The sequence below is a fragment of the Pseudoalteromonas sp. T1lg10 genome (assembly GCF_002964545.1).
Classification (GTDB): Bacteria; Pseudomonadota; Gammaproteobacteria; order Enterobacterales; family Alteromonadaceae; genus Pseudoalteromonas.
The window spans coordinates 142026-164640 of sequence record NZ_PQBV01000002.1; the positions used below are offsets into that span (position 1 = coordinate 142026).

General features: G+C 50.4%; 14 protein-coding genes and 2 pseudogenes. 11 read left to right on the plus strand and 5 right to left on the minus strand.

Annotation, left to right across the window (positions count from 1 at the left end; all coding sequences use genetic code 11):
* Positions 1-15: 15 nt before the first annotated feature.
* Positions 16-252, minus strand: coding sequence for a hypothetical protein (locus C2M17_RS02045; RefSeq protein ID WP_105199215.1), 237 nt, complete (start codon positions 250-252; stop codon positions 16-18).
* A 248-nt stretch (positions 253-500) separates the two neighbouring features.
* Positions 501-2118 (minus strand): annotated as a pseudogene (locus tag C2M17_RS02050) (alpha-glucosidase family protein).
* A gap of 654 nt (positions 2119-2772) precedes the next feature.
* Here C2M17_RS02050 and C2M17_RS02060 point away from each other — a divergent pair.
* From C2M17_RS02060 to C2M17_RS02080, 5 genes are all read left to right on the plus strand, one after another.
* Entirely contained in the window at positions 2773-5571 is a 2799-nt protein-coding gene (locus C2M17_RS02060) for a TonB-dependent receptor (RefSeq protein WP_105199217.1), read from the plus strand.
* A 62-nt stretch (positions 5572-5633) separates the two neighbouring features.
* Positions 5634-7145 (plus strand): tryptophan halogenase family protein, encoded by a 1512-nt coding sequence (locus C2M17_RS02065; RefSeq protein WP_105199218.1) that lies wholly within the window; start codon positions 5634-5636, stop codon positions 7143-7145.
* Between the two features lie 123 nt (positions 7146-7268).
* Positions 7269-9110 carry an alpha-amylase family glycosyl hydrolase gene (locus C2M17_RS02070; protein ID WP_105199219.1) on the plus strand — a complete coding sequence of 614 codons (1842 nt, stop codon included), beginning with the start codon at positions 7269-7271 and terminating at the stop codon, positions 9108-9110.
* On the plus strand, positions 9100-10587 hold the full coding sequence (locus C2M17_RS02075) for an MFS transporter (RefSeq protein ID WP_105199220.1): 1488 nt from the start codon (positions 9100-9102) through the stop codon (positions 10585-10587). The genes C2M17_RS02070 and C2M17_RS02075 overlap by 11 nt, the downstream gene beginning before the upstream one ends.
* Positions 10588-10601: 14 nt before the next feature.
* Entirely contained in the window at positions 10602-13001 is a 2400-nt protein-coding gene (locus C2M17_RS02080; RefSeq protein WP_233997899.1) for a glycoside hydrolase family 15 protein, read from the plus strand.
* A 68-nt stretch (positions 13002-13069) separates the two neighbouring features.
* Here the strand turns inward: C2M17_RS02080 and C2M17_RS02085 are convergent, their stop codons facing one another.
* Positions 13070-13693: a hypothetical protein gene (locus C2M17_RS02085; protein ID WP_105199222.1), complete on the minus strand. Its 624-nt coding sequence runs from the start codon at positions 13691-13693 to the stop codon at positions 13070-13072.
* A gap of 36 nt (positions 13694-13729) precedes the next feature.
* Positions 13730-14311 carry a hypothetical protein gene (locus C2M17_RS02090; RefSeq protein WP_105199223.1) on the minus strand — a complete coding sequence of 194 codons (582 nt, stop codon included), beginning with the start codon at positions 14309-14311 and terminating at the stop codon, positions 13730-13732.
* A gap of 376 nt (positions 14312-14687) precedes the next feature.
* Here C2M17_RS02090 and C2M17_RS02095 point away from each other — a divergent pair, with 376 nt between their 5' ends.
* Positions 14688-15152, plus strand: a complete 465-nt coding sequence (locus C2M17_RS02095; protein WP_158683964.1) for a hypothetical protein — start codon at positions 14688-14690, stop codon at positions 15150-15152.
* Positions 15153-15184: 32 nt separating this feature from the next.
* Here C2M17_RS02095 and C2M17_RS02100 read toward each other — a convergent pair whose 3' ends face one another.
* Positions 15185-16210 carry a LacI family DNA-binding transcriptional regulator gene (locus C2M17_RS02100; protein ID WP_105199225.1) on the minus strand — a complete coding sequence of 342 codons (1026 nt, stop codon included), beginning with the start codon at positions 16208-16210 and terminating at the stop codon, positions 15185-15187.
* A gap of 354 nt (positions 16211-16564) precedes the next feature.
* Here C2M17_RS02100 and glk point away from each other — a divergent pair, with 354 nt between their 5' ends.
* The 5 genes and pseudogenes from glk to gap all read left to right on the plus strand — a co-directional run bounded on the left by glk (position 16565) and on the right by gap (position 22561).
* On the plus strand, positions 16565-17614 hold the full coding sequence (gene glk, locus C2M17_RS02105) for a glucokinase (RefSeq protein ID WP_105199226.1): 1050 nt from the start codon (positions 16565-16567) through the stop codon (positions 17612-17614).
* An 18-nt stretch (positions 17615-17632) separates the two neighbouring features.
* Complete coding sequence (locus C2M17_RS02110) at positions 17633-18670, plus strand: LacI family DNA-binding transcriptional regulator (protein ID WP_105199227.1); 1038 nt, start codon at positions 17633-17635, stop codon at positions 18668-18670.
* Between the two features lie 362 nt (positions 18671-19032).
* Entirely contained in the window at positions 19033-20895 is a 1863-nt protein-coding gene (gene edd / locus C2M17_RS02115) for a phosphogluconate dehydratase (RefSeq protein ID WP_105199228.1), read from the plus strand.
* 24 nt (positions 20896-20919) lie between these two features.
* Complete coding sequence (eda, locus tag C2M17_RS02120) at positions 20920-21540, plus strand: bifunctional 4-hydroxy-2-oxoglutarate aldolase/2-dehydro-3-deoxy-phosphogluconate aldolase (protein WP_105199229.1); 621 nt, start codon at positions 20920-20922, stop codon at positions 21538-21540.
* Positions 21541-21557: 17 nt separating this feature from the next.
* Positions 21558-22561: pseudogene (gap, locus tag C2M17_RS02125) on the plus strand (type I glyceraldehyde-3-phosphate dehydrogenase).
* Positions 22562-22615 lie beyond the last annotated feature (54 nt).

Here is a 22615-nt window from a genome sequence, read left to right on the forward strand (position 1 = left end):
GAATAAGCTAAGTGGTTATTTGATATCTACTTTTTCTACAGTTTGATAGCCCGCTGAGGTCAACTCCTCGTTGACGCAGTCCAAAACATACTTGTACAAGCCTTGCTCGTCGATGTCATCTTCCCTGGCCCAGTCTAGGCACATCTGCGTGTACTCCTTGATCGTCTCCGCGGGGGCGACTGGTAAATCATCACTGGCGTAAGCATTGCTTAAGCTAATAGCAAATAACACACTTAAAACTTGGCATTTCATATTCTTATCCTCTAGGAATTAATATCGTTGCCATGGTTGCCAAGGGCAAAACCATTCAACATGGCTGTATTTTTAGCTCAGTGTGGGTACTTAGAAAAGTGAGTTATTTTTATCGTTAGGATAAAGAAAATCGCCGTTATGCAAGGTAAGATTTGCCGATAAAAAAAGAGCACCTTAGGGTGCTCTTGTGGGTGTGCGCTAGTCACTGTGAATCTTGTTGACCGGTTTTAAGCTTGCTTAAAGCGTGCTTAAAGCTGCGCGAACCAGCAACCAAAGCCAGGCAGAGTCAGGGTGTTGCCCTCAAGCGTGCCGGTGTGATGGCTAAGCTGGTTAAACTGCTGCACAGGCTGTGCCTCTAGGTCTATCTGTGCGCTCTGCGCTGCCAGGTTGAAGTAACACAGCAGGGTTTTGCCCTGATGCTGACGACGAAACGCCAAAATTGGCTCATCGCTGTCAATAAAGGCGATGTCGCCTTCAAGCAATACCCTCTGACTGCGACGCCAATGCATAAACTCTTGATAGGCCTTAAGGGTAGAGTCCTGCTCTTGCTGTTGTGAGGCCACATTGTTTACCAGGTGGGCAGGGCTCAGTGGCAGCCAGGGCTTGGGCACTGCTAAAGCCGCCTTGTTCAGTGTCTTGCCAAGGCATGGGCGTACGACAACCGTCACGGCCTTTAAAGTTTGGCCAGAAGGTGATGCCATAAGGGTCTTGCAGATCTTCAAACGCCACGCTGGCTTCGCCCAGACCCAGTTCTTCACCTTGATACATGCACACACTGCCGCGCAGTGACGCTAGGAGTGCGGTCAACATTTTCACCTGCTGTGGCTGTACTTCGCCGCTTGGTGACCAGCGGCTGGCAACGCGCTCCACATCATGGTTGCTAAAGGCCCAGCACGGCCAGCCTTCAAGCATACGCGCTTCTAAGGTTTCCACCGTGGTGCGAATGTATTCACTGCTGTAGTCATTGGTTAGCAACTCAAAGCTGTAACCCATGTGCAGTTTGTCGCCACCTGAGGTGTACTCGGCCATGGTCGCTAAGGAGTCTTCCGAAGAGATCTCACCCAGCGCTACTGTACCTGGGTACTTGTCGAGCAGGGCACGGATATCGCGCATAAACTCTAGGTTTTCTGGCTGTGTATTATTGTAATAGTGGTATTGGAAGGCGTAAGGGTTATCTTCGCTAAAGCCACGACCCTGACGTTTTTCCTTCGGCTTGGCCGGATTGTCACGGAGCTGGGCATCGTGATAGCAGAAATTAATGGCATCCAAACGGAAACCATCAACGCCTTTTTCCAACCAGAACTCAACATTATCGAGTACCGCTTTGCGTACGTCCGGGTTATGGAAGTTAAGATCCGGTTGCTCGGTTAAGAAGTTATGCAAATAATACTGACCGCGACGGGGCTCCCATTGCCATGCCGGGCCGCCGAAAATAGACAACCAGTTGTTCGGCTGAGTGCCGTCTTCGTTGGCATCGGCCCACACATACCAGTCGGATAAGTCATTGTCTTTGCTTTCGCGGCTTGCTAAGAACCAAGGGTGCTGATCTGAGGTATGACTTAATACCTGATCGATAATAATCTTGATGTCACGCTTATGGGCTTCGGCTATCAGCTCATCGAAGTCGGCAAGGTCGCCAAACAGGGGGTCGATATCGCGGTAGTCGCTAATATCATAGCCAAAGTCTTTCATCGGAGACTTAAAAAACGGCGAGATCCACACGGCATCCACGCCGAGATCGTTAATATAGTCTAAGCGGTTGATAATACCGCGAAGATCGCCAATGCCATCGCCATTGGTGTCTTGAAAACTGCGGGGATAAATTTGGTAAATAACCGCACCTTTCCACCATTGTGGGTTTGCCATATCACACTCCAGATGAAAACCTAATTAGTCAAACTGAGAAAAGAATACGGCATGCTACAAAGGCTTGTAAAAGAACTGCATACGTATGCATTGTGGATACGTATGCAGAAAAAGAAGCAAAAGCCTCCTATTGGGCTGCAAAAGGGGCGGGAAGTAACTCAAACCAAGTTTACCAATGGGAAAAACACATTACTTGATTGTCATAAATGCAATAATGAGAATGCACTGAATTTGGGCGTTGCGGCTGGGTTTTGCACCAGTATGGTGTAATTTAATTTTGGTCTGACCAATTAACACTGTGTCGAGCGCATAAATCAAGGCTTGGGCTTGAGCAAACCAAGTGGTGACAGAGGTCGGACTTTTATTAACATTTACCCTGTTGTAATGGCTTCTTCTTTGCCACCCAAGACGTTTACAAATGCGTCCTCGCTGCAGGGGGCGTCAGTGGGCGTTATGGCTATAATGATGTAACAGTTGTTGTAACCTTAATGTTAATAAAATGCCTGTTGCGGGGCCTGAATACGTATGCATAAATTTGTTATTAATTTAGCACGAGAGTTAGTATTTTTTGTGACAACAACATGAGCCAACTTGGTGCAGCGCTAACTTCCACCTCGTTCGGCCACACATTATGGTTAATTGGGGTAAAACAGTATGTCTATGTTCAAACCAAGTATGCTAACTCTTGCGCTGATCAGCGCCGGGGTTGCCAGTAGCAATGTTGCGTTGGCGCAAGAAAATGACGCCGCGAACATCGAAGAGCAACAAAAGGTTGAAGTGATCGAAGTGCGCGGTTTCCGCCGCAGCGTCGCCGAGTCAATCAACACCAAGCGTTTCGCCAACGAAGTGGTAGAGTCTATTTCTGCCGAAGACATTGGTAAGCTACCGGATTCATCTATTGCCGAGTCAATCGCGCGTCTACCGGGTCTAACAGCCCAGCGCTTAGATGGCCGTGCATCACGCGTTAGCGTACGTGGTTTTAGCGAAAACGAAAGCGCCACTACCTTTAATGGTCGCGAGCAGGTTTCAATCAGCGATAACCGTGGTGTTGAGTTTGACCTGTATCCTTCTGAGATCATGAGCGGCGTAACCGTATATAAAACACCGAGTGCCTCGATTGAAGCCGAAGGCATCGCCGGTGTGATCGACATGCAAACCGTACGTCCTTTAAGCAAGGGCGAGCAGGTTATCCAATTCAATGGTCAATTTGAGCAAACCAGTTTCGATAAGCTAAACCCGGATGGCGACGATAAAGGTTTCCGTGGCACCATCTCTTATATCGATCAATTTGCCGATGACACCTTGGGTGTGGCCTTTGCCTACACCACCATGAGCTCGCCTAACCAGGAAAAGCGTTGGAACTCATGGGGTTACCCTGATGTTGAAACGCCAGATGGCAACACTTATTCTATCCTGGGCGGCGCCAAACCTTTCGTTCGCTCTTCTACACTAGAGCGCGACTCCGCCATGTTGGTGCTTGAATATGCACCGACCAGCGACCTGAACATGACCTTTGACGCCCTGTATGTGGATTTCTCTGATGAGAAGATCCTCCGTGGTATCGAGGTACCTTTTGCCTGGGGTCAGGGTACAAGAACACCACTGGCCGTTGATGATGAAACGGGATTTGTTACCAGTGCGATTACCCAAGGTCAGCGCGTTGTCGTACGTAACGACTTTGAAGAGCGTAAGGCCGAGCTTACTCAGTTTGGTTTTAATCTTGAATATCAAGTAAGTGACGAATGGTCGGTTGAATTCGACGCCAGCCGCTCTGAAGTAGACCGTCAGGTATGGAGTATCGAAAGTTATTCGGGTACTGGTCGCGGCGACAACAATGGCGTAGCCGATGACTTGGGCTACACCTTCAACAGTGGCAACACAGGCGCCCAGTTTACTCATGGTCTGGATTACAGTGACTTTAACCTGATCCAACTAGGTGGACCGCTATCTTGGGGTCACAGCGCCGCATTAAATAATCACTACGGCCTGACTGGTACTGAGTATCAAAATACCGCTCAAGATGGCTTTATTAATGCGCCGGAAGTTGAAGATGAACTGACGACGTTAAAACTAGCGGCCAAAAAGCTGCTCGATAACGAATATATCAATAGCATAGATTTTGGTATCTCGTACCGTGACCGTGAAAAGACCAAGCTGTCTGAAGGTTACTTTATGACGCTTGCGGATTTCTCCTTGAGCAACCCAGGCATGCTAGTGGTACCAGAGCAATACCGTTTAGGTACAGCCGATCTTAGCTTTATCGGCATGGGCGAGATGATCGCTTACGATACCCGCGCCCTTGTTGACGACGGTTATTATAATCTAATGGCCGAGAGCCTGACCGATTCTAAGCACTTAACGCGTTCTTGGACAGTGCAAGAAGAAGTGACGGCCGCCTTTGTGCAAGCCAATATCGATGCCGCTTTGGGTGATGTGCCAGTGACAGGTAATGTTGGTCTGCGTTATGTACGCACCGAGCAGTCGTCACAAGGTTATGCCTTTAGCGTTGATGCCGATGGCCTAGTAGTGGCAGAGCCAACCGATATCAGTCACGATTACTCACACTTGTTACCTAGCATCAACCTGAACTTCGCCATTACAGAAGATCAAACCGTACGTTTTGGTGCAGCTAAGACTATTTCTCGTGCTCGTCTGGATGAAATGAATGCCTCTATCGATGCCTCATACAATCCGGATCGACCTGATGAAAACGGCAATCACTGGTCTGTATCTGGTGGTAACCCATCGCTGGAGCCAAAAGAAGCAACAGGTTTTGACTTAAGCTATGAAAACTACTTCAGCGATGAAGGCTACTTCTCCGTTGCCGTGTTCTACAAGGACCTGAACGAGTGGATTTTCGACGGTATTTATGAAGCGGATATGAGTGGCACTGCTGATCCGGCCACCGGTCTAGTGCCAGAGCACAGCACGGCGACCGGCTCGGGTAAAATTAATGGCGGTGGCGGCGACTTATGGGGTTACGAGCTGTCACTTGCACTGCCGTTCAATATTTTTGCCGATGAGCTTGAAGGTTTTGGTTTACTGGCCAGCCACACAGGCGTAGAGCAGGATGTGGAAACCCCTAACGGCGATGAATATGAACTGCCGGGTCTGTCTGATAGTATTCAAAGCTTTACTCTTTACTATGAGCGTTATGGTTTCAGCGCCCGTACCAGCATGCGTAAGCGTAGCGACTTTAAAGGCGATATCTATGGCCCTGGTTTCTCAACCGATCAGGTTGCTATCCAAGGTGAGACCATTTGGGATGCGCAAATCGGTTATGACTTCGGTGAGTCGGGTATTGCCGGCCTAGAAGGTCTGGAAATGACCTTCCAGGTACAAAACATCACCGAAGAGCCGTTTGTATCACTGCAAGGTGATAACTCGCTGCAAGTACGTGACTACCAGGATTATGGTCGTACTTACTTGCTGGGCTTCAAGTATGAGCTATAACTCTTAACTGAAGTTAAAAAAAGCCCTTGAATTTTCAAGGGCTTTTTCACAGGAGCAGGATAATGGCGGAAGTGAAAAAGGTATTGATCCTCGGTGGTGGTACCGCTGGTTGGCTTAGTGCGGCCTTATTGGCAAAACTGATGGGCGCGCGTCTGGATATTACCCTGGTGGAGTCGACGCAGATTGGCACAGTAGGGGTAGGCGAAGCCACCATTCCCCCGATAGTCGCTTTTAATCAGGCCCTTGGCATAGACGAGCAAACCCTGGTAGAGCGCACCAGCGCCACCATTAAACTGGGTATTGAGTTCGAAAACTGGGGGCAGGTGGGCGAGCGCTATATGCATGCCTTTGGCTCACTCGGTAAGGCGTTTCCCTTTTGTGACTTCCACCATATTTTTCATGCCGCAAAAGAGCAGGGTTACAGCGGCTCGCTGTGGGATTACTCATTAAATTATCAGGCTGCCAAAGCCGAGCGTTTTACACCCCTGGCACAGATACCCGGTACGCAATTGCCCGGCACCCAACATGCCTATCATTTCGATGCTTCACTTTATGCCCAATTGTTACGCGAGCGTGCCGAGGCCATGGGGGTGACGCGCATAGATGCCAAGGTGATGCAGGTGAGTCAGCATAACAACGGCGATATTCGCGCCCTTACGCTCGACAAAGGCAGCGAGATTGAAGCCGACTTGTTTATCGATTGCAGCGGCCTGCGTGCTTTGCTTATCGAGCAAACCCTGGGAGTGGGCTTTGAAGACTGGGGCCACTGGTTGCCGTGCGACCGTGCTATTGCGGTGCAATGCGAATTGCCCGAAGGGCACAGCCCTAAACCTTATACCCGGGCCATCGCCCGCGAGTGTGGCTGGCAGTGGCAAATCCCGTTACAACATCGCATGGGTAACGGTTTGGTGTATTGCTCCCGGTATATGGATGAGCAGCAGGCAATGACCCAGTTGCTTGAAAACCTGCCGGGTAAGCCCATTACCGAGCCCAGGGTTATTAAATTTCGCACCGGGCAGCGACGCAAACAGTGGCAAAACAATGTGGTGGCCATTGGCCTCAGCAGTGGCTTCTTGGAGCCCTTGGAGTCCACCAGTATTCACCTTATTCAAACGGCGATTATTCGTCTGGTTAAACATTTCCCCCACAGGGAGATTAGCGCTGAGGCGCGGGATTCCTATAATCGGCAATTTAGTACGGAAATGGCGCAAATTCGCGATTTTATCATTCTCCACTATGCCTTGAACCAACGCCAAGACAGCGCCTTTTGGCGCCACTGCCAAAGCATGGAATTGCCGGACTCTTTAACGCAAAAGCTGGAACTGTTTGAAAAAACGGGTACGGTATTTCGCTATCAGGATGAGCTGTTCGCCGAGGTTGCCTGGCAGCAGGTGTTGCTTGGACAAAATTGCTGGCCGCAGCAACATCATCCCTTGGCAGAGCAATTTAGCGCCGAGCAGCGCAGCGAATTGTTGGCCAGTTTGCGCACCTTAATTGAGCGCACAGTGGCACAAATGCCGAGCCACCAGGATTATCTCGGTTCCTTAGTAAAAAGCGCCAAACAAGGGCGCTGATACTCGCCTGAATCCGCCGATAATATGGCACCGGACTGGTTTGAATACGTATGCACGCCATACCCAAGCGGGTCTAGAGCACGTAATATTTTTGTCATAACAAAAGATAAATAAAGTAAGCGAATGATAAATAGCAAGTTGAAAACGCCGTTATTGGCACTGTCGCTCAGCGCCGCGCTTGTCGCCTGTGGCCAGGGGCCACAACAACAAGACGCAAGCACTGAGAACACCGCAGAGCAGGGCATGCAGCAGATGCAAAAGCCCGTGGTCTATCAGGTATTTACCCGTTTATTTGGTAATACCAAGAGCACCAATGAACCCTGGGGCACGCTGGAGCAAAACGGCGTCGGTAAATTTGCAGATTTCAATGATGCGGCGCTTATAGGCATTAAAGAGCTGGGTGTCACTCATATTTGGTATACCGGTGTTTTGCACCATGCCATGGTGACCGACTACAGCGATTTTGGCCTGCCAAGCGATGATCCAGACGTGGTTAAAGGCCGCGCCGGCTCGCCCTATGCCATTAAGGATTACTACAATGTGAATCCGGACTTGGCATCCAAACCCGCCGACCGCCTGCGTGAATTTGAAGAGCTGATCGCACGCACCCATAAGCATGGCATGAAGGTGATCATCGACATAGTGCCCAATCATGTCGCCCGCGATTATCATTCCGTCAGCAAGCCTCAGGGCACTGCAGATTTCGGTGCCAATGACGATACCAGTGTCGCTTATAAGCGCGACAACAACTTCTATTATGTGGCCGGTGAGGACTTTATTGTTCCCCAAGACACCAACTATCAGGTGCTGGGCGGCCAAAGCCACCCGCTTGCGGACGGTAAATTTGCCGAAAGCCCGGCGAAATGGACAGGTAATGGTGCTCGCAAGGCCCAGCCGGATATTAACGACTGGTATGAAACGGTAAAGATCAACTATGGCGTCAAGCCGGATGGCAGCTATGACTTCCCCCGTTTGCCGGATAACTACGCCGAGCTGGATTATCGTGCCCATTATGCCTTTTGGCAGGAGCAGGAGCTGCCCGATAGCTGGTATAAGTTCCGCGATATCACCCAATACTGGCTCGAAAAGGGCGTCGATGGCTTCCGCTACGATATGGCGGAAATGGTGCCGGTGGAATTTTGGAGCTTTTTAAACTCCTCCATCAAGATGAGCAACCCGGATGCCTTCTTGCTGGCCGAGGTTTATAACCCCGAGCTGTACCGCCCTTATATTCATTTAGGCAAGATGGATTACCTGTACGACAAGGTCGGTTTCTACGACAGCCTTAAGGCCATTATTCAAGGTAAAGCAGAGGCCAGCGAGCTGCTGGCAACGCACCAAGAGGTGGCAGATATTGAACAGCATATGCTGCACTTTTTGGAAAACCACGATGAGCAGCGCCTGGCGAGCCCGGATTTTGCTGGCGATATGCGCTGGGGCAAGCCGGCGATGACGGTCTCAACCCTGATTGGGCGCTCACCTAGCATGCTGTATTTCGGCCAAACCGTGGGCGAAGACGGCTCTGAAGAGCCGGGATTCGGCGACCCAACGCGCACCAGTATTTTTGATTATATCGGCGTGCCCGCGCATCAGCAGTGGATGAATGGCGGCAAGTTCGACGGCGGCGCGCTTAACGATGAGCAGCGTGCGCTGCGCCAGTTTTATATAGATTTGATGGCGCTTAATTCTCTTCCTGCAATTGTCGCCGGTGAGCTGATCCCAGTGCCAAACTCGGCGCCCCATGCAGTGATCAGTTTTGAGCGCAGGCTAGGCGATCAGCGTATTGTCGTGGTTGCTAACTTTGGCAAGCATCCGGTGTTTGTGGATATTGAGCCAGAGGAAGCCATGGTCGGGAAAACCCTCCTGGGTACGGATCCTCTGTATTTAGATAAGGAAATTCCAATCAAGTTGCCATATCAGGGCGTTACCGTGTTTCAGATGGGGATCCAAGTAGATGAATATTGAAAGGCCTAGCCTGAGCTTCTGGCAAATTTGGAACATGTGTTTGGGCTTTATGGGCATACAATTCGGCTTTGCCCTGCAAAATGCCAATGTCAGTCGTATTTTCCAAACCCTGGGTGCCGATATCGATGATATTCCCATTCTTTGGGTCGCAGCGCCTTTAACCGGTTTGATCGTACAGCCGATCATCGGCTATATGAGCGATAAAACCTGGGGACGCTTAGGCCGTCGTCGTCCTTACTTTTTCTATGGTGCCATAGTGACCACGGCAGCACTTCTGGTAATGCCGAACTCGCCAACTCTGTGGGTTGCCGCCGGTATGCTGTGGATTATGGACGCGTCCATTAACGTTACCATGGAGCCGTTTCGTGCCTTAGTGGGCGATAATCTGCCGAATAAACAGCGGGCCCTGGGTTATTCGCTGCAAAGCTTCTTTATCGGCATAGGCGCCGTGGTGGCCTCAAGTCTGCCTTGGATTCTGAGTAACTGGTTTGATGTCAGCAATACTGCCGCTGCCGGGGTGATCCCTGAGTCGGTGCAATATGCCTTCTATATTGGCGGTGCCTTCTTATTGGTGAGCGTGATGTGGACAGTGTTTACCACCAAGGAATACAGTCCAGAGCAGTTGGCGGCGTTTGAAAAGAGCGAAGCGCATCTTGAGAGCGACATGCAAAAGCAAGAGATTAATTTTGGCCGCACCATGAGCATCAGTGGTGTGATTGGCGTGTCTATTATCGCCTTGGTGACGGCCCTAGATCTGGAAAAAGAGCTGTATCTGCTGGGCGCCGGACTAGTGGCCTTTGCCTTGTTGCAAGGCATTGCCCTGTGGCAGCAAGCGAAGGAATACACAGAAAACGGCTTTTTCGCCGTGGTTTACGATGTTTTCACCATGCCAACGGCCATGCGCCAGCTGGCCTGGGTGCAGTTTTTCAGCTGGTTCTCACTCTTTGCCATGTGGATTTATACCACGGCGGCGGTAACCAGTTACCACTACGATACCTTAGATGTGACTTCCAAGGCCTATAACGACGGTGCCGACTGGGTGGGTGTACTGTTTGCCGCCTACAATGGTTTTGCCGCTTTGGCTGCCTTGATTATTCCTATCATGGTTAAGCGCATGGGCATACGTTTGACCCATGCGCTGAATCTTATCTTAGGCGCGGCGGCGCTAATCAGCTTTATGTTTATTGCAGATCCAAGCTGGTTGATGTTACCCATGGTAGGCATAGGTTTTGCCTGGGCGTCGATTCTCTCTTTACCTTACGCCATGCTATCGACCACTTTGCCGAGCGCAAAAATGGGGGTCTACATGGGTATTTTTAACTTCTTTATCGTTATTCCACAGTTGCTCGCGGCCAGCGTCCTGGGTCTTATTCTCAAGCATGGGTTCGCCAACCAGCCTATTTATGCCTTAGTGATTGGCGGCATTTCCTTTGTCCTAGGTGCCATCGCGGTTAGTCGAGTCAAATTAGTAAAATAATAAGGGGACACTCAGTGAAAGTTTTAAATTCAGTTATGGCGGCCATGCTGGTCGCAGGGCTGACGGGCTGTAACAGCGCCGAGCAGCAAACAACTCAGGTACAGGCGGTAGCGCCGGGTGCACCAGGTGACACCCCTTATTGGGCCTATTCGGGCAAAACCGGCATAGGCACCTCGTTTGAGGCCTATCATAACGGCCAATACAGCGAGCAGGCTGCGACCGGCCCCGTGTCTAAGGTGTGGTTCTCCCTGGCTAAAGGTATGATCACCGAAACCATGTTTGGCCTTATCCACCAGGCGCAAATTCGCGATATGCAGTTTATTGTCACCGGCGATGACTTTGTGGTCAGCGAGCAAGATGGCTTAAAAAACACGGTTGAGTACCTGGATACCGACGAGCAAGGCCGTCCGCTTTCTTTGGCCTACCGGGTAACCAGTGTAGATGAGCAGGGGCGTTTTCGTATTATCAAGGATATCTTTACCGATCCGGATGCTCAGTCGCTGATGGTGCGCGTGCGCTTTGAAGCAAACCAGCCTGGCCTAAGCGCCCATGTGCAGGTTAATCCCTTTGTAAATAATGATGGCTTAAATGACAGCGCCAAGGTGGCCGGCGATGCATTGCTTGCCTACAGCCAAGGCAAACACTTCTTAAGCCTGCAAAGCAAACGGGGCCTAAAAGATGCTTCGGTAGGCTTTTTCGGTCAAAGCGACCGTTTAACCCAGCTCAATAAAGGTAATAGCTTTGCCCGCTACACCAGCACCGGCGAGCAAACCGGGAACGTCACCATGAGTGCGACCCTGGGTGAGATTAAAGAAGGTACCGAATTTGATTTGGTACTGAGCTATGGCAACACGGAGCAAAGCGCTCTGGCCGAGGGACAAAAGACCCTGAGTCGAGGCTATGACACAGTATTGGCGCATTACAATGGCCAAGGCGACTTTATTGGCTGGCAGGACTATTTGCAAAGCCTGTCTGTAGCTGACTTATACGCTGCGACCAAAGACGGCGGCAAGCTGCTTAACACCAGTGCTCTGGTGCTTAAAGCGCAGGAAGATAAAACTCACGCCGGCGCGCTTATTGCGTCCTTGTCGAACCCTTGGGGTGATACGGTCAAAGCCGAGCAGGGGCACACAGGCTATAAGGCGGTTTGGGTGCGTGATTTCTATCAGGTGGCCATGGCGTTTTTGGCCATGGGCGACAGTGACACCGCTAAGGCTGCATTCAACTACCTGCCTAAGGTGCAGGTGCATGAAAACACGCCCGGTAATCAGGGCGACAGTGGCTGGTTCTTACAAAAGACCCATGTTGATGGTGAGTTGGAATGGGTGGGTGTCCAGCTGGATCAAACCGCCATGCCTATTATGCTGGCGTGGAAACTTTACCAGGGTGAGGTACTCACCAAGGAAGAGTTAAGCAACTGGTATGCAGATATGCTTAAACCTGCCGCCGACTTTCTCGTTGACGGTGGCCTGGCGAAAATTCTTTGGAATGATGTGCAGATCACCCCGCCGTTAACCCAACAAGAGCGTTGGGAAGAGCAGGCCGGTTATTCGCCCTCAACCACGGCCGCGGTTATTGCGGGCCTTATCAGTGCCGCGGAAATCGCCAAGCTCAGCGGCGATGATAAAAATGCTGCACGTTACCTAGCAACGGCCAAACAATATAACCAGGACGTTGAAGCCCTGATGTTTACTACCAAGGGTACGCTCAAGGGCGACAATGCCAATGGCCGTTATTTTGTGCGTATCGCTCAGGACCTGAATGCCAACGCCGATACCAAGTTGGCCGCCAACAATGGCCGTCAGGGCATGGATAAGAAGCTGATCCTCGATGGCGGTTTCCTGGAGCTGGTGCGTTATGGCGTACGTGCAGCAAGCAGTGACTCGGTACTCGAATCACTGCCGGAGTACGATGATCAAACCCTAGCGGAAAACCTGCGCGTTAAATACAGCTTCACCGATGCCGAAGGCGAGGCCTTCCCGGGCTGGCGCCGTTACGGTAACGATGGCTATGGTGAAGATGAAAAACGTGGTACCAACTACGCCGAGGGTGGAGTGAATAGCGATGGTCAACGCGGTCGTGTATGGCCCTTCTTTACCGGTGAGCGCGGTCACTATGAAATTGCCGTGGCGCAATCGCTAACAGGCGACGCTGCGGCGCAGAAGTATGCGGATATCCAGCACACCTATGTACGCGGTATGGAAGGCTTTGCCAATAAGGGCATGATGCTACCAGAGCAGGTATGGGATGGCGTTGGCGTTAACCCCTTCGGTTATGAGATGGGGCAGGGCACCAACTCGGCCACACCTCTGGCATGGACTCACGCCGAATACGTGAAACTGCTGCGCTCACTAAGCGATAAACGGGTGTGGGATCACTATCCTGTGGTAGAGCAAAAACTTAAGCAAAATTAATTGGGCTGCGTCCAATTAGGCAAAAAATGCCGCCTATATTTATAGGCGGCATTTTAGTGTGGAGTCGTTTAAAACTGTGTCGGTATTAGGTTAGACAAGGCTGATTTCGAGTAACTAAGGTCATCGACTGTCAATTGAACTGTCTTGGTTTTAGCTTGCGCATATTCAGGGTCATTAAAGGTACTGGGTTGTCTAGTCGGACGTCGCTTCATATAGTCTTCGTAGCCGGCTATGCCGCCATAGTCTCTAGCTGTTACAGACATACTTAGTGAATTCACCTTAGACTCAAGTACTGACTCATCTATAAACTCAGCAAGGTTTAAATTTTCGATGTTTACACTTGTGCCGCTTGGCGGCGCAAAAATACTCCAGCCAAGAAGTGGACGATTATTGTAAGAGGCTTCCATGCCAATGAAAATGAAAGCGTAGTCTACGCCGCTTTGGGCTATATCATAATCTTGACCGTCAAGAGTCAGTACAGAGGCCAGGTCATCTAAGCTCAGAGCCATGGGTGGTAAATCAAATGCTTGATTAATCTCTTTGGTTCTGACCGTTGATGAGGTAATGATGTACCCATCACCGGATGGATTGTCTAAATTTTCATGTTCGTATGCAGTAATGCTGTGGTTCTCTATGCTTTCATGGGTGAAAGCGAAGACATCTTTGGAGCCGTTAACTCCATAATTGTACAAGTGACTATTACTATCAACGATAGCAGAGACTTGCTTTTAAAACATATCAGAATTAATGACAACAGGGGTACCGACAAGCTCCGCTGCAACCTCAGTTGTGCCACCGTCATTGAGGTCGGCGAATAAAGCGCCATACGCTTGCTCCGGCGAGCTAAACTGGTTAATCACAGAAAGCTGCGGCCATTGCTCGGAACCACTTTGTTTACACTGAACAACTGCTTGGTACGTGACTGAACCAACGCCTTTTTGATAGGTGTCGAACATTGCACCATATAACATGCTACTTTCTACATAGCTGTTAACGCGTGCGGGGATGGCTACTTGTACATTGCTGGTCCTACATTCACATGCACTGGTATCATCCGTTTGCAAAGCGTTTTTTCCTAAATCGATCACAGGGTGGTCAACGAAGGTGAGCAAATCTACGGGCGTAATACCATCGATTTTCTCTTGGACTAGCCTGACTAAAGAAAATGTTTCGTGATCCTTCGTTGTTGGGTAGCTAATGACGCCATTGTCATCGGCATACACCGTGGCTTTGTTGGAATAATCGGCATTATGTATGATCAGGGCTGCATCCCTGTCCGGGGTTTCGTTGCCACACGCGTCCCTATACACAGCGGTAATGGTTAACGTTTTACCGCTGGGTTCAGGGGGCGTTGTTGAATCAGAGCCGCCTGAGCCACCACAACCGGCTAATACGGCAATACTTAATGCACTTAGGAAAAAGCTGCGAGACGTAGGACAAGTTCCTTCTTTTATTGTTATTGACTAGGGGGGCATTTTCATAATAGCCCTTGATTTATTATTGTAAATAAAACAAGCAGTTAATTAGCATGTGTATCAAGGTGTGCGTTATACTCCTGTGAGTGTTCTTGGTTGTTTTATCTAGACGCTGTTAAGAAGTGATCGTTAAACTAGGCGCAATGAATTTACCTGATGTAAGTTGGCGTAGATATAAACCAGAGAAACCAGCTTTACTCGAGGTAATAGTGTGGAAATAAGAAATGGAACTTACACCCTGTATAATAATACCCATATGCTGGTCAGGGAGTATTACGGGCATGGCATATCAGACCCAGATATAGATCATATGAGAGAAATCTCCTATGCAAAAAAGTTAGGTTATATCAAGGGGTTTAAATTAGATGACAACGAAGGCCGCTATTGTAAAAGCATCAAGATTGCAGATATGAACAATGCTTATGAAGTAGCAACAAGAGGGCGTTACAAGGGGCTGGAGTTTATTATTTGCGGATATAGTTCTCGTTCCAAAGCATTTGGTTTAATAACCCATGATGAAGAGCTTGCATCGAGACTCGGATTTATCAGCCTGTCAGACGGCTTTATATTAGAGGTCGATGCCGCCGATGTGGATGAGATATGGGAGATAAGAGGCAAGAGTAAACTCGGTTTACCCTTGCCACAAGGGCTAACAGAAAAGGTTATTATTTCCTAACACTGCCTTTCTATTAGACAAAACTGCATTACCTATTTACTTGATTGTCTAACAATCAATTGTGGTGGTAAGACGCTGCTGGCAACATCCACTTCCTGCTTTGCTATCAAATTCAATAAATTAGCGACCAGCATTTGCCCGGCGAGTGTGGTGTTTTGCTGCACAGTCGACAGTGGCGGGGTGCAAAAACGCGCCACAGCCAGGTCATCAAAGCCAACCACGGACACATCATGGGGCACCCTTAAGCCTGCCTCCTGCAATGCGCGAATGGCGCCTATGGCAATGAGGTCGCTGGCGCCAAACAGGGCATTAAATTTAATGTTATTGGCCAATAAGGACTTGGTCGCCTGATAGCCGGACTCCTCGGTGGAAATTGCGGTGGCTATTTTGCGTTCGCTCACATGAGCACCATGAGTTTTAAGGCGCTCGGCAAAGCCATTAAAACGGGCGCTGAACTCCGGGCTATGGTGTGATGTATCGCCGATAAAGGCACAGTCGGTGCGTCCTAATTCAATTAAGTGCTCGGCCACCAGGGCGCCGCCGCGACTGTTGTCACAGCTGACGGTTAACTCCGGGCGTCCTTCAACATTGGCACCCCAGCACACAAACTTGGTATCGCTCTCTAGCAGGCGCTCAAACTTGCTTTGGTAGTCCATATAGTCGCCGTAGCCGAGCAGGATAATACCATCGGCGCGGTGGCTTTCGGCATAATCGGCGTGCCAGTCGTTGCTGCTGGATTGAAAGGACACCAACAGATCATAGCCGGCCTTGGCACAGGCTCGGGTAATTGAGCCGAGCATGGACAAGAAAAAGGGGTTGATCTGAGACTCATCCGAGGTTGGGTCTTCAAACAGCAGTACCGCCAGAGTCGAGCTTTGCTGTGCCCTCAGGTTACTGGCATTTTTATCGACCTTGTAATTGAGCTTACGCGCTACCTCGACCACCCGGCGGCGGGTTTCTTCATTGACCAAGGGGCTGCCGCGCAGTGCCCGTGACACCGTTGATTGCGATACCCCGGCATAGTGGGCGATATCGAAGGAGGTGGCTTTACCTTTCATGTATGTCCTCATGGGTTAATACAAACCCGGCTGAAATTCTAGGTGCGCATTTGCACTTGGCCATTAGGCCGAATAGGGGGCGCATTTTGCAATATTTTTAGCGGGAACTGAAAATTTTTATTGATCACCGTCTGACACCGGTGTCATAATGTCAGCGTTTTATCATTTTGTTGTCACAAAACGGTTTGGCTGCCCGCTGCCCGGGCAGCACTTTTTTCAGTAGCGCGAAAAAAGAACTGCTAACATAAACTTAATAAGTTTATGCCAGGTAAGTCAATGTTGGGATTAAGTAATGCTCTGGGGAAAACCTGGAAATCCCAAAAACTTGGTATAAATTAAAAAAGAGAAACGACAATGAGTTCATCAGGTCCACAGGCAGGTAACAAGGTGGCTTTTGCACCTATTTTAGTCGCCGACATTGGCGGCACTAACGCCCGTTTTGCGTTAATTACCGACTACTGCAATAGCAGCAAATCTTTCGCCATTGAACATCAGCACACCTTTCCAAGCTGCGACTTTAAATCTTTTGAAGACGCGGTCGATGCCTATTTATCTCAGATTAATGCCATCAGCATTACCCGAGCCTGTCTGGCAGTAGCCGGTCCGGTTAAGGGGGCAGAAGTGATGCTCACCAATTTGGGGTGGCAATTTAATACCCAGCAACTGAAGCAGCGTTTCGGGTTTGACAATTTACAAGTGATCAACGATTTTGCCGCCTTTGCCTATGCCGCTCCTTATTTGAATGAGCGCGATAATATCTGCGTTAAGCAAGGCATTGCCCAGGAGCATGCCAATATCGCCGTATTCGGACCGGGCACCGGCTTTGGCGCCGCTTGTCTGGTGCGCTCGCAGGGTCAACAGGCGGTAATGAGCTGTGAAGCGGGGCATATTAGTTTGGCCCCGGTGACAGAGTTAGACCGTCAATTGCATAATGTGCTGCGCGAAGACCTGCAACATGTGTCGGTGGAAAATGTCTTTGCCGGCCCCGGCATCGCCCGTCTGTATCGCGCCATGGCCAAGGTTCATGGGCAAACGGTAGAAGACATAGATGCGGCGCAAATAGCGGCTCTGGCAGAAAATAAAGAATGTATGATTGCCGAGCGTACCCTGAACCATTTTTGCGATTGGCTTGGCAGCGTTGCCGGTGATATAGCCCTGAGCTTTGGTGCATTAGGCGGCGTATTTATCGGTGGCGGTATTTTGCCGCGTATGCAACAGCGGCTGCTAACGAGTAGATTTAATGAACGATTTATTGCTAAAGGGGTGATGTCGCAGTATAACAGTCAAATACCTGTGACCTTGGTGTGCCAAGAACATATTCCCTTTATTGGCGCCGCGGCCTGTATTCATACGGCGAGCCCAACGGCTAGCTCAACGGGCTGTTCGACAAGGCAAGGCGATTAAGGAAGATACTAGTCAACGATGAAAAAGATAACTATAAACAGTGTTGCTAGCTATGCTGGTGTATCGAAAAAGACCGTCTCCCGGGTGCTTAATAATGAGCCCAACGTCAGCGACGTGACCCGGGAAAAGGTGCTTAAGGCCTTTAAAGAGCTCGACTATACACCTAACCCTATTGCCCGGGGATTGGCCCGTAATCGCAGCTTTATTATTGCCTGCTTATACGACAATCCTTCGAAAAGTTATATTACCCGTCTGCAAAGCGGTGCTTTGGCGGCCTGCCATCAACATGGTTTTAATCTCTTGATCCATCCTTGTGAGCTGCGCGGTCAGGCGCTGCTCGACAATATTGAGCAACTGTTACAAACCTCACGTATCGATGGCCTGGTATTAACGCCACCGTTTTCCGACCACGGTGAGCTGGTGGCCTTTTTACGTCAGAAAAAAGTGCCCTTTGCCCGGGTGGCTTCGGTGAAACTCGATGATGAGTCGATTTCGGTGCGCAGCAATGACGAGCAGGGTGCCTTTGAAATTACCGAGCTGCTTATCGAGCTCGGTCACAAAGACATTGCCTTTATTAAGGGCCATCCGGATCACAGTGCCACCGAGCAGCGTTTTAACGGCTATCGCCGGGCGCTTGCCGAACATGGCATTGCCTATCAGGAGCATCTGGTGGAAGAGGGGAATTTCTCCTATCACTCAGGTGCCGACAGCGCCGAAACCATATTGCATTTAGACCCCAGACCCACCGCCGTGTTTGCCTCAAATGATTATATGGCGGCGGCAGTACTCAAAGCGGCCACCCAAATGGATTTAAAGGTCCCCGACGATATTGCCATTGCCGGTTTTGATAATGCTCCCATTGCGCGCCATATCTGGCCCGGGCTCACCACCATAGCCCAGCCGGTGGAGGAGATGACACGCCTGGCGGTTGAGCATTTAATCGAGCAAATCAACCAGGGCGATAATGGCGATGAAGAGCAGCAAAAAGAGCCGCTGCAAATCACCTTGGAAGCCAAACTTATTTGTCGCGAGTCCACCGCAGCGCCAAAGTCCTAACGTTTTAAACCCCAATTGCACGGAAATTAAAAACCAACATCCGGGTTTGCCCAGGTGTTGGTTTTTTGTTTTCGGCGCTCTTTCTTCAATCTTTGCCAAGTGCCCTCAGCTGGTGTGAAAAATGGCAATAAAAGGTCAAAAACTCGCAACATAGATTTTTTAGACTAAATTTACATGGAGGGTTGACACCGGTGTCATGGTTGTGAGTTAATATCCTGACACCGGTGTCAGCTCGGTTGTGAGAGACGAGTTGGCAACGTACCTTTGAACGGGTAATCCAAGCTGCTCAGTACCTCAGTGCGGGGAGTCTGTACTGATGTGCTGAGCCTTTTATCGACTTACTGGCAAGAAAGAGCAGAACTATGTTGCATCCGCGTATTAAAGAAGTCACCGAACGGGTAATCGAACGCAGTAAAGCGAGCCGTGCCGCCTATTTGGCCCGTATGCAAGCGGCTAAATCACAAACGCGCGTACGTGCTGGTATCGGATGTGGCAACCTTGCCCATGTTATGGCGGCTTGTACAAGCGATGACAAGGCGCGTCTAAGCGGTGATGAAAAGCCAAATTTAGCCATTATCAATTCATACAACGACATGTTGTCGGCCCATGTGCCGTATAAGGAATACCCGGATTTAATTAAGCAAATCGCTACCAAATTCGATGCCACTGCTCAGGTTGCCGGCGGCGTGCCGGCCATGTGCGATGGCGTGACCCAGGGGCGTGATGGCATGGACCTGTCGCTGTTTTCCCGCGATGTGATTGCCATGTCGACGGCCATCGCCTTATCACACGATGTTTTCGATGGCGTATTCTGTTTGGGCGTGTGTGACAAAATCGTCCCTGGACTGGTTATTGGCGCCTTATCATTTGGCCATTTACCGGTATTTTTCCTGCCAGCAGGGCCCATGCCTTCAGGCATTCCCAACAAAGAAAAAGCCCGCGTAAGACAAAAATTTGCCCAGGGCCTTGTCAGCCGTGAAGAGCTGTTAAAGGCCGAAAGCGAGTCTTATCATAGCGCCGGTACCTGCACCTTCTACGGTACTGCGAACTCAAATCAAATGCTGATGGAGATCATGGGCCTGCACCTGCCGGGCAGCTCATTTGTGAACCCTTATACCGAGCTGCGCGATGGTTTGACCGCACACGCGGTAGAGACCATGCTTAAACAGCTAGTCACAAGTAAGGATGCGGTGCCCATGGCCGAGGTGATGAGTGAAAAAACCATTATCAATGGTCTGGTTGGCCTTTTGGCCACCGGCGGTTCGACCAACCATGCCATCCACTTGGTGGCCATGGCCAAGGCCGCAGGTGTTGAACTGACCTGGAAAGACATGGCGGACTTATCCGAAGTCGTGCCTCTGTTAACCCGTATCTACCCCAACGGCTCTGCCGATGTAAACCATTTCCAGGCCGCTGGCGGCATGGGCTATTTGATGAAGCAATTGCTTGCCAAAGGCCTGCTGCACAATGATGTCAAAACCATCTTGGGTGAGGGGCTTGAAACCTACACCACAGAGCCGCGCTTGGATAAAGATGTGAATTTAATCATCTCCGATAACAATGGCCCGACCAAGGTGAAATGGGTGCCGTGCGCCGAGCAATCCCATGATCAGGAGGTGTTACGTCCGGCGGATAATCCATTTAACCGCAGCGGCGGTCTGCAACTGCTGACCGGCAATCTTGGCAAGGCGGTGATCAAGGTCTCCGCAGTGCAGGAGCAACATCAGGTAGTGAGTGCTCCGGCCAAGGTGTTTGCCGATCAGGCATCGCTGCAAAGCGCCTTTGCTCGCGGCGAACTCAACCAGGATTTTATTGCCGTGATCAAGGAGCAGGGGCCAAAAGCCAAAGGCATGCCGGAGCTGCATAAGCTGACCCCGGTTATGGCCAGCTTGCAAGATGAAGGCTTTAAGGTGGCCATAGTTACCGACGGGCGTATGTCCGGCGCCTCGGGTAAGGTACCCGCGGCCATTCATTTGGCTCCTGAAGCGGTTGAAGGCGGCATGATAGCCAAAATCAAAGACGGCGACTTGCTGACATTAGACGCGCCAAACGGCGTACTAAAACTGCATGTCAGCGATGAAGAGTTGGCCGCCCGTGACATCGAACTGGTGCACAGCGGCGCCACCTATGGCACCGGCCGCGAACTGTTTGCTGGATTTAGAAATATTGTCAGCAGCGCTGATTTAGGAGCCAGTGCCTTCGCACCGGCCTACGAACAAGAATAATGTCACTGGGAATGAGGATTTAACATGGCAATAGAACAGATTTTAGCATCGGCACCCGTGGTTCCTGTGGTGGTGATTGAGCGCCTTGAGGACGCCGCTCCCTTGGCTCAGGCTCTGTACAAGGGGGGCTTGCGCGCCTTGGAAATTACCCTGCGCACCCCGGTGGCGGCAGAGGCAGTGAAAATTATGAAAGAAACCGTTCCCGACGCTTATGTGGGCACGGGGACGGTGATCGATAAGGCCACTTTTGCAGCCTCAGTAAACGCCGGTGCCGACTTTATGGTGAGCCCGGGCGTGAACGATGAATTACTGGCCTTGGCCAGCCAAAGCGATATTCCCTTCTTGCCCGGAGCGGCCACACCAAGCGAAGTAATGAGGCTCGCCGAGCGTGGCTTCTCCTTTTTAAAGTTTTTCCCGGCGGCGGCCGCGGGCGGTCCGGCCATGCTCAAATCCATCGGTGGCCCTTTACCCGGTATTAAATTCTGCCCCACCGGCGGTATCAGCCTACAAAGCGCACCTGAGTACCTGGCCTTGGATAACGTAGTCTGTGTCGGCGGTACCTGGATGCTGGATAAAAAATTAATCGAAAACAAGGACTGGCAAGCGATAGAAGAACTTGCGCACCAAGCCAGCCAACTTAAATAATAACGGGGAGAGTGAAGATGATTAAGGTAGCTATCAATGGTTATGGTCGCATCGGTCGTAACACCCTTAGAGCACTGTATGAATCAGGTCGTAATAAAGACATCAGTATCCTTGCCATTAATGATTTGGCACCGGCTAATGTTAACGCTCATTTGACCCAATTTGACTCGGTACACGGGCAGTTTTCGCAAAAAGTCAGCCTGCAAGATGATGTAATGATCGTCGGTCATATGAGATCAAGCTGCTGCAGGAACGCGACCCGGCAAACCTGCCTTGGGCACAGCTCGGCGTCGACATCGTTTTAGAGTGTACTGGCCTGTTTACTTCCCGCGAAGCGGCGGCCAAGCATATTGAAGCGGGTGCCAAGAAGGTGATCCTCTCTGCGCCAGGCACAGATATGGATGCCACGGTAGTGCATGGTGTTAACGACGAGGTGCTCAATGCTCAATGCAACATTATTTCCAATGCCTCTTGTACCACCAACTGTTTGGCTCCTGTCGCTAAAGCCCTAAACGATGCCATAGGTATAGAGCAGGGCAGCATGACCACCATTCATTCCTATACTAACGACCAAAACCTGTCAGACGTTTATCACCCGGATCTCTATCGGGCGCGCAGTGCGACGCAGTCGATGATCCCGACCAAAACCGGGGCTGCCAAGGCGGTGGGGTTAGTGCTGCCGGAATTGGCCGGTAAGCTCGATGGCATGGCGGTGCGGGTGCCGACCATTAATGTGTCCTTGGTTGATTTGACCTTTATCGCCAAGCGCGAAACCAGTATCGAGGAAGTTAATGCCGCAGTGAAGGCCGCTTCCCAAGGTGCCATGGCTGAGGTGCTGGCCTATAACGAGCTGCCGCTGGTGTCTATCGATTTCAACCATAACCCGGCTTCATCGGTATTCGATGCCACGCAAACCCGGGTTGATGGCAAACTGGTTAAGGTGATGGCCTGGTACGATAACGAGTGGGGTTTTTCTAACCGCATGTTGGATCAGGTGCAAAACCTCGCCAAGTTTTTATAATTCCATTGTTGTTATGTCAAAGCCGCCTTGAGCGGCTTTTTTTATGCCTTGGCG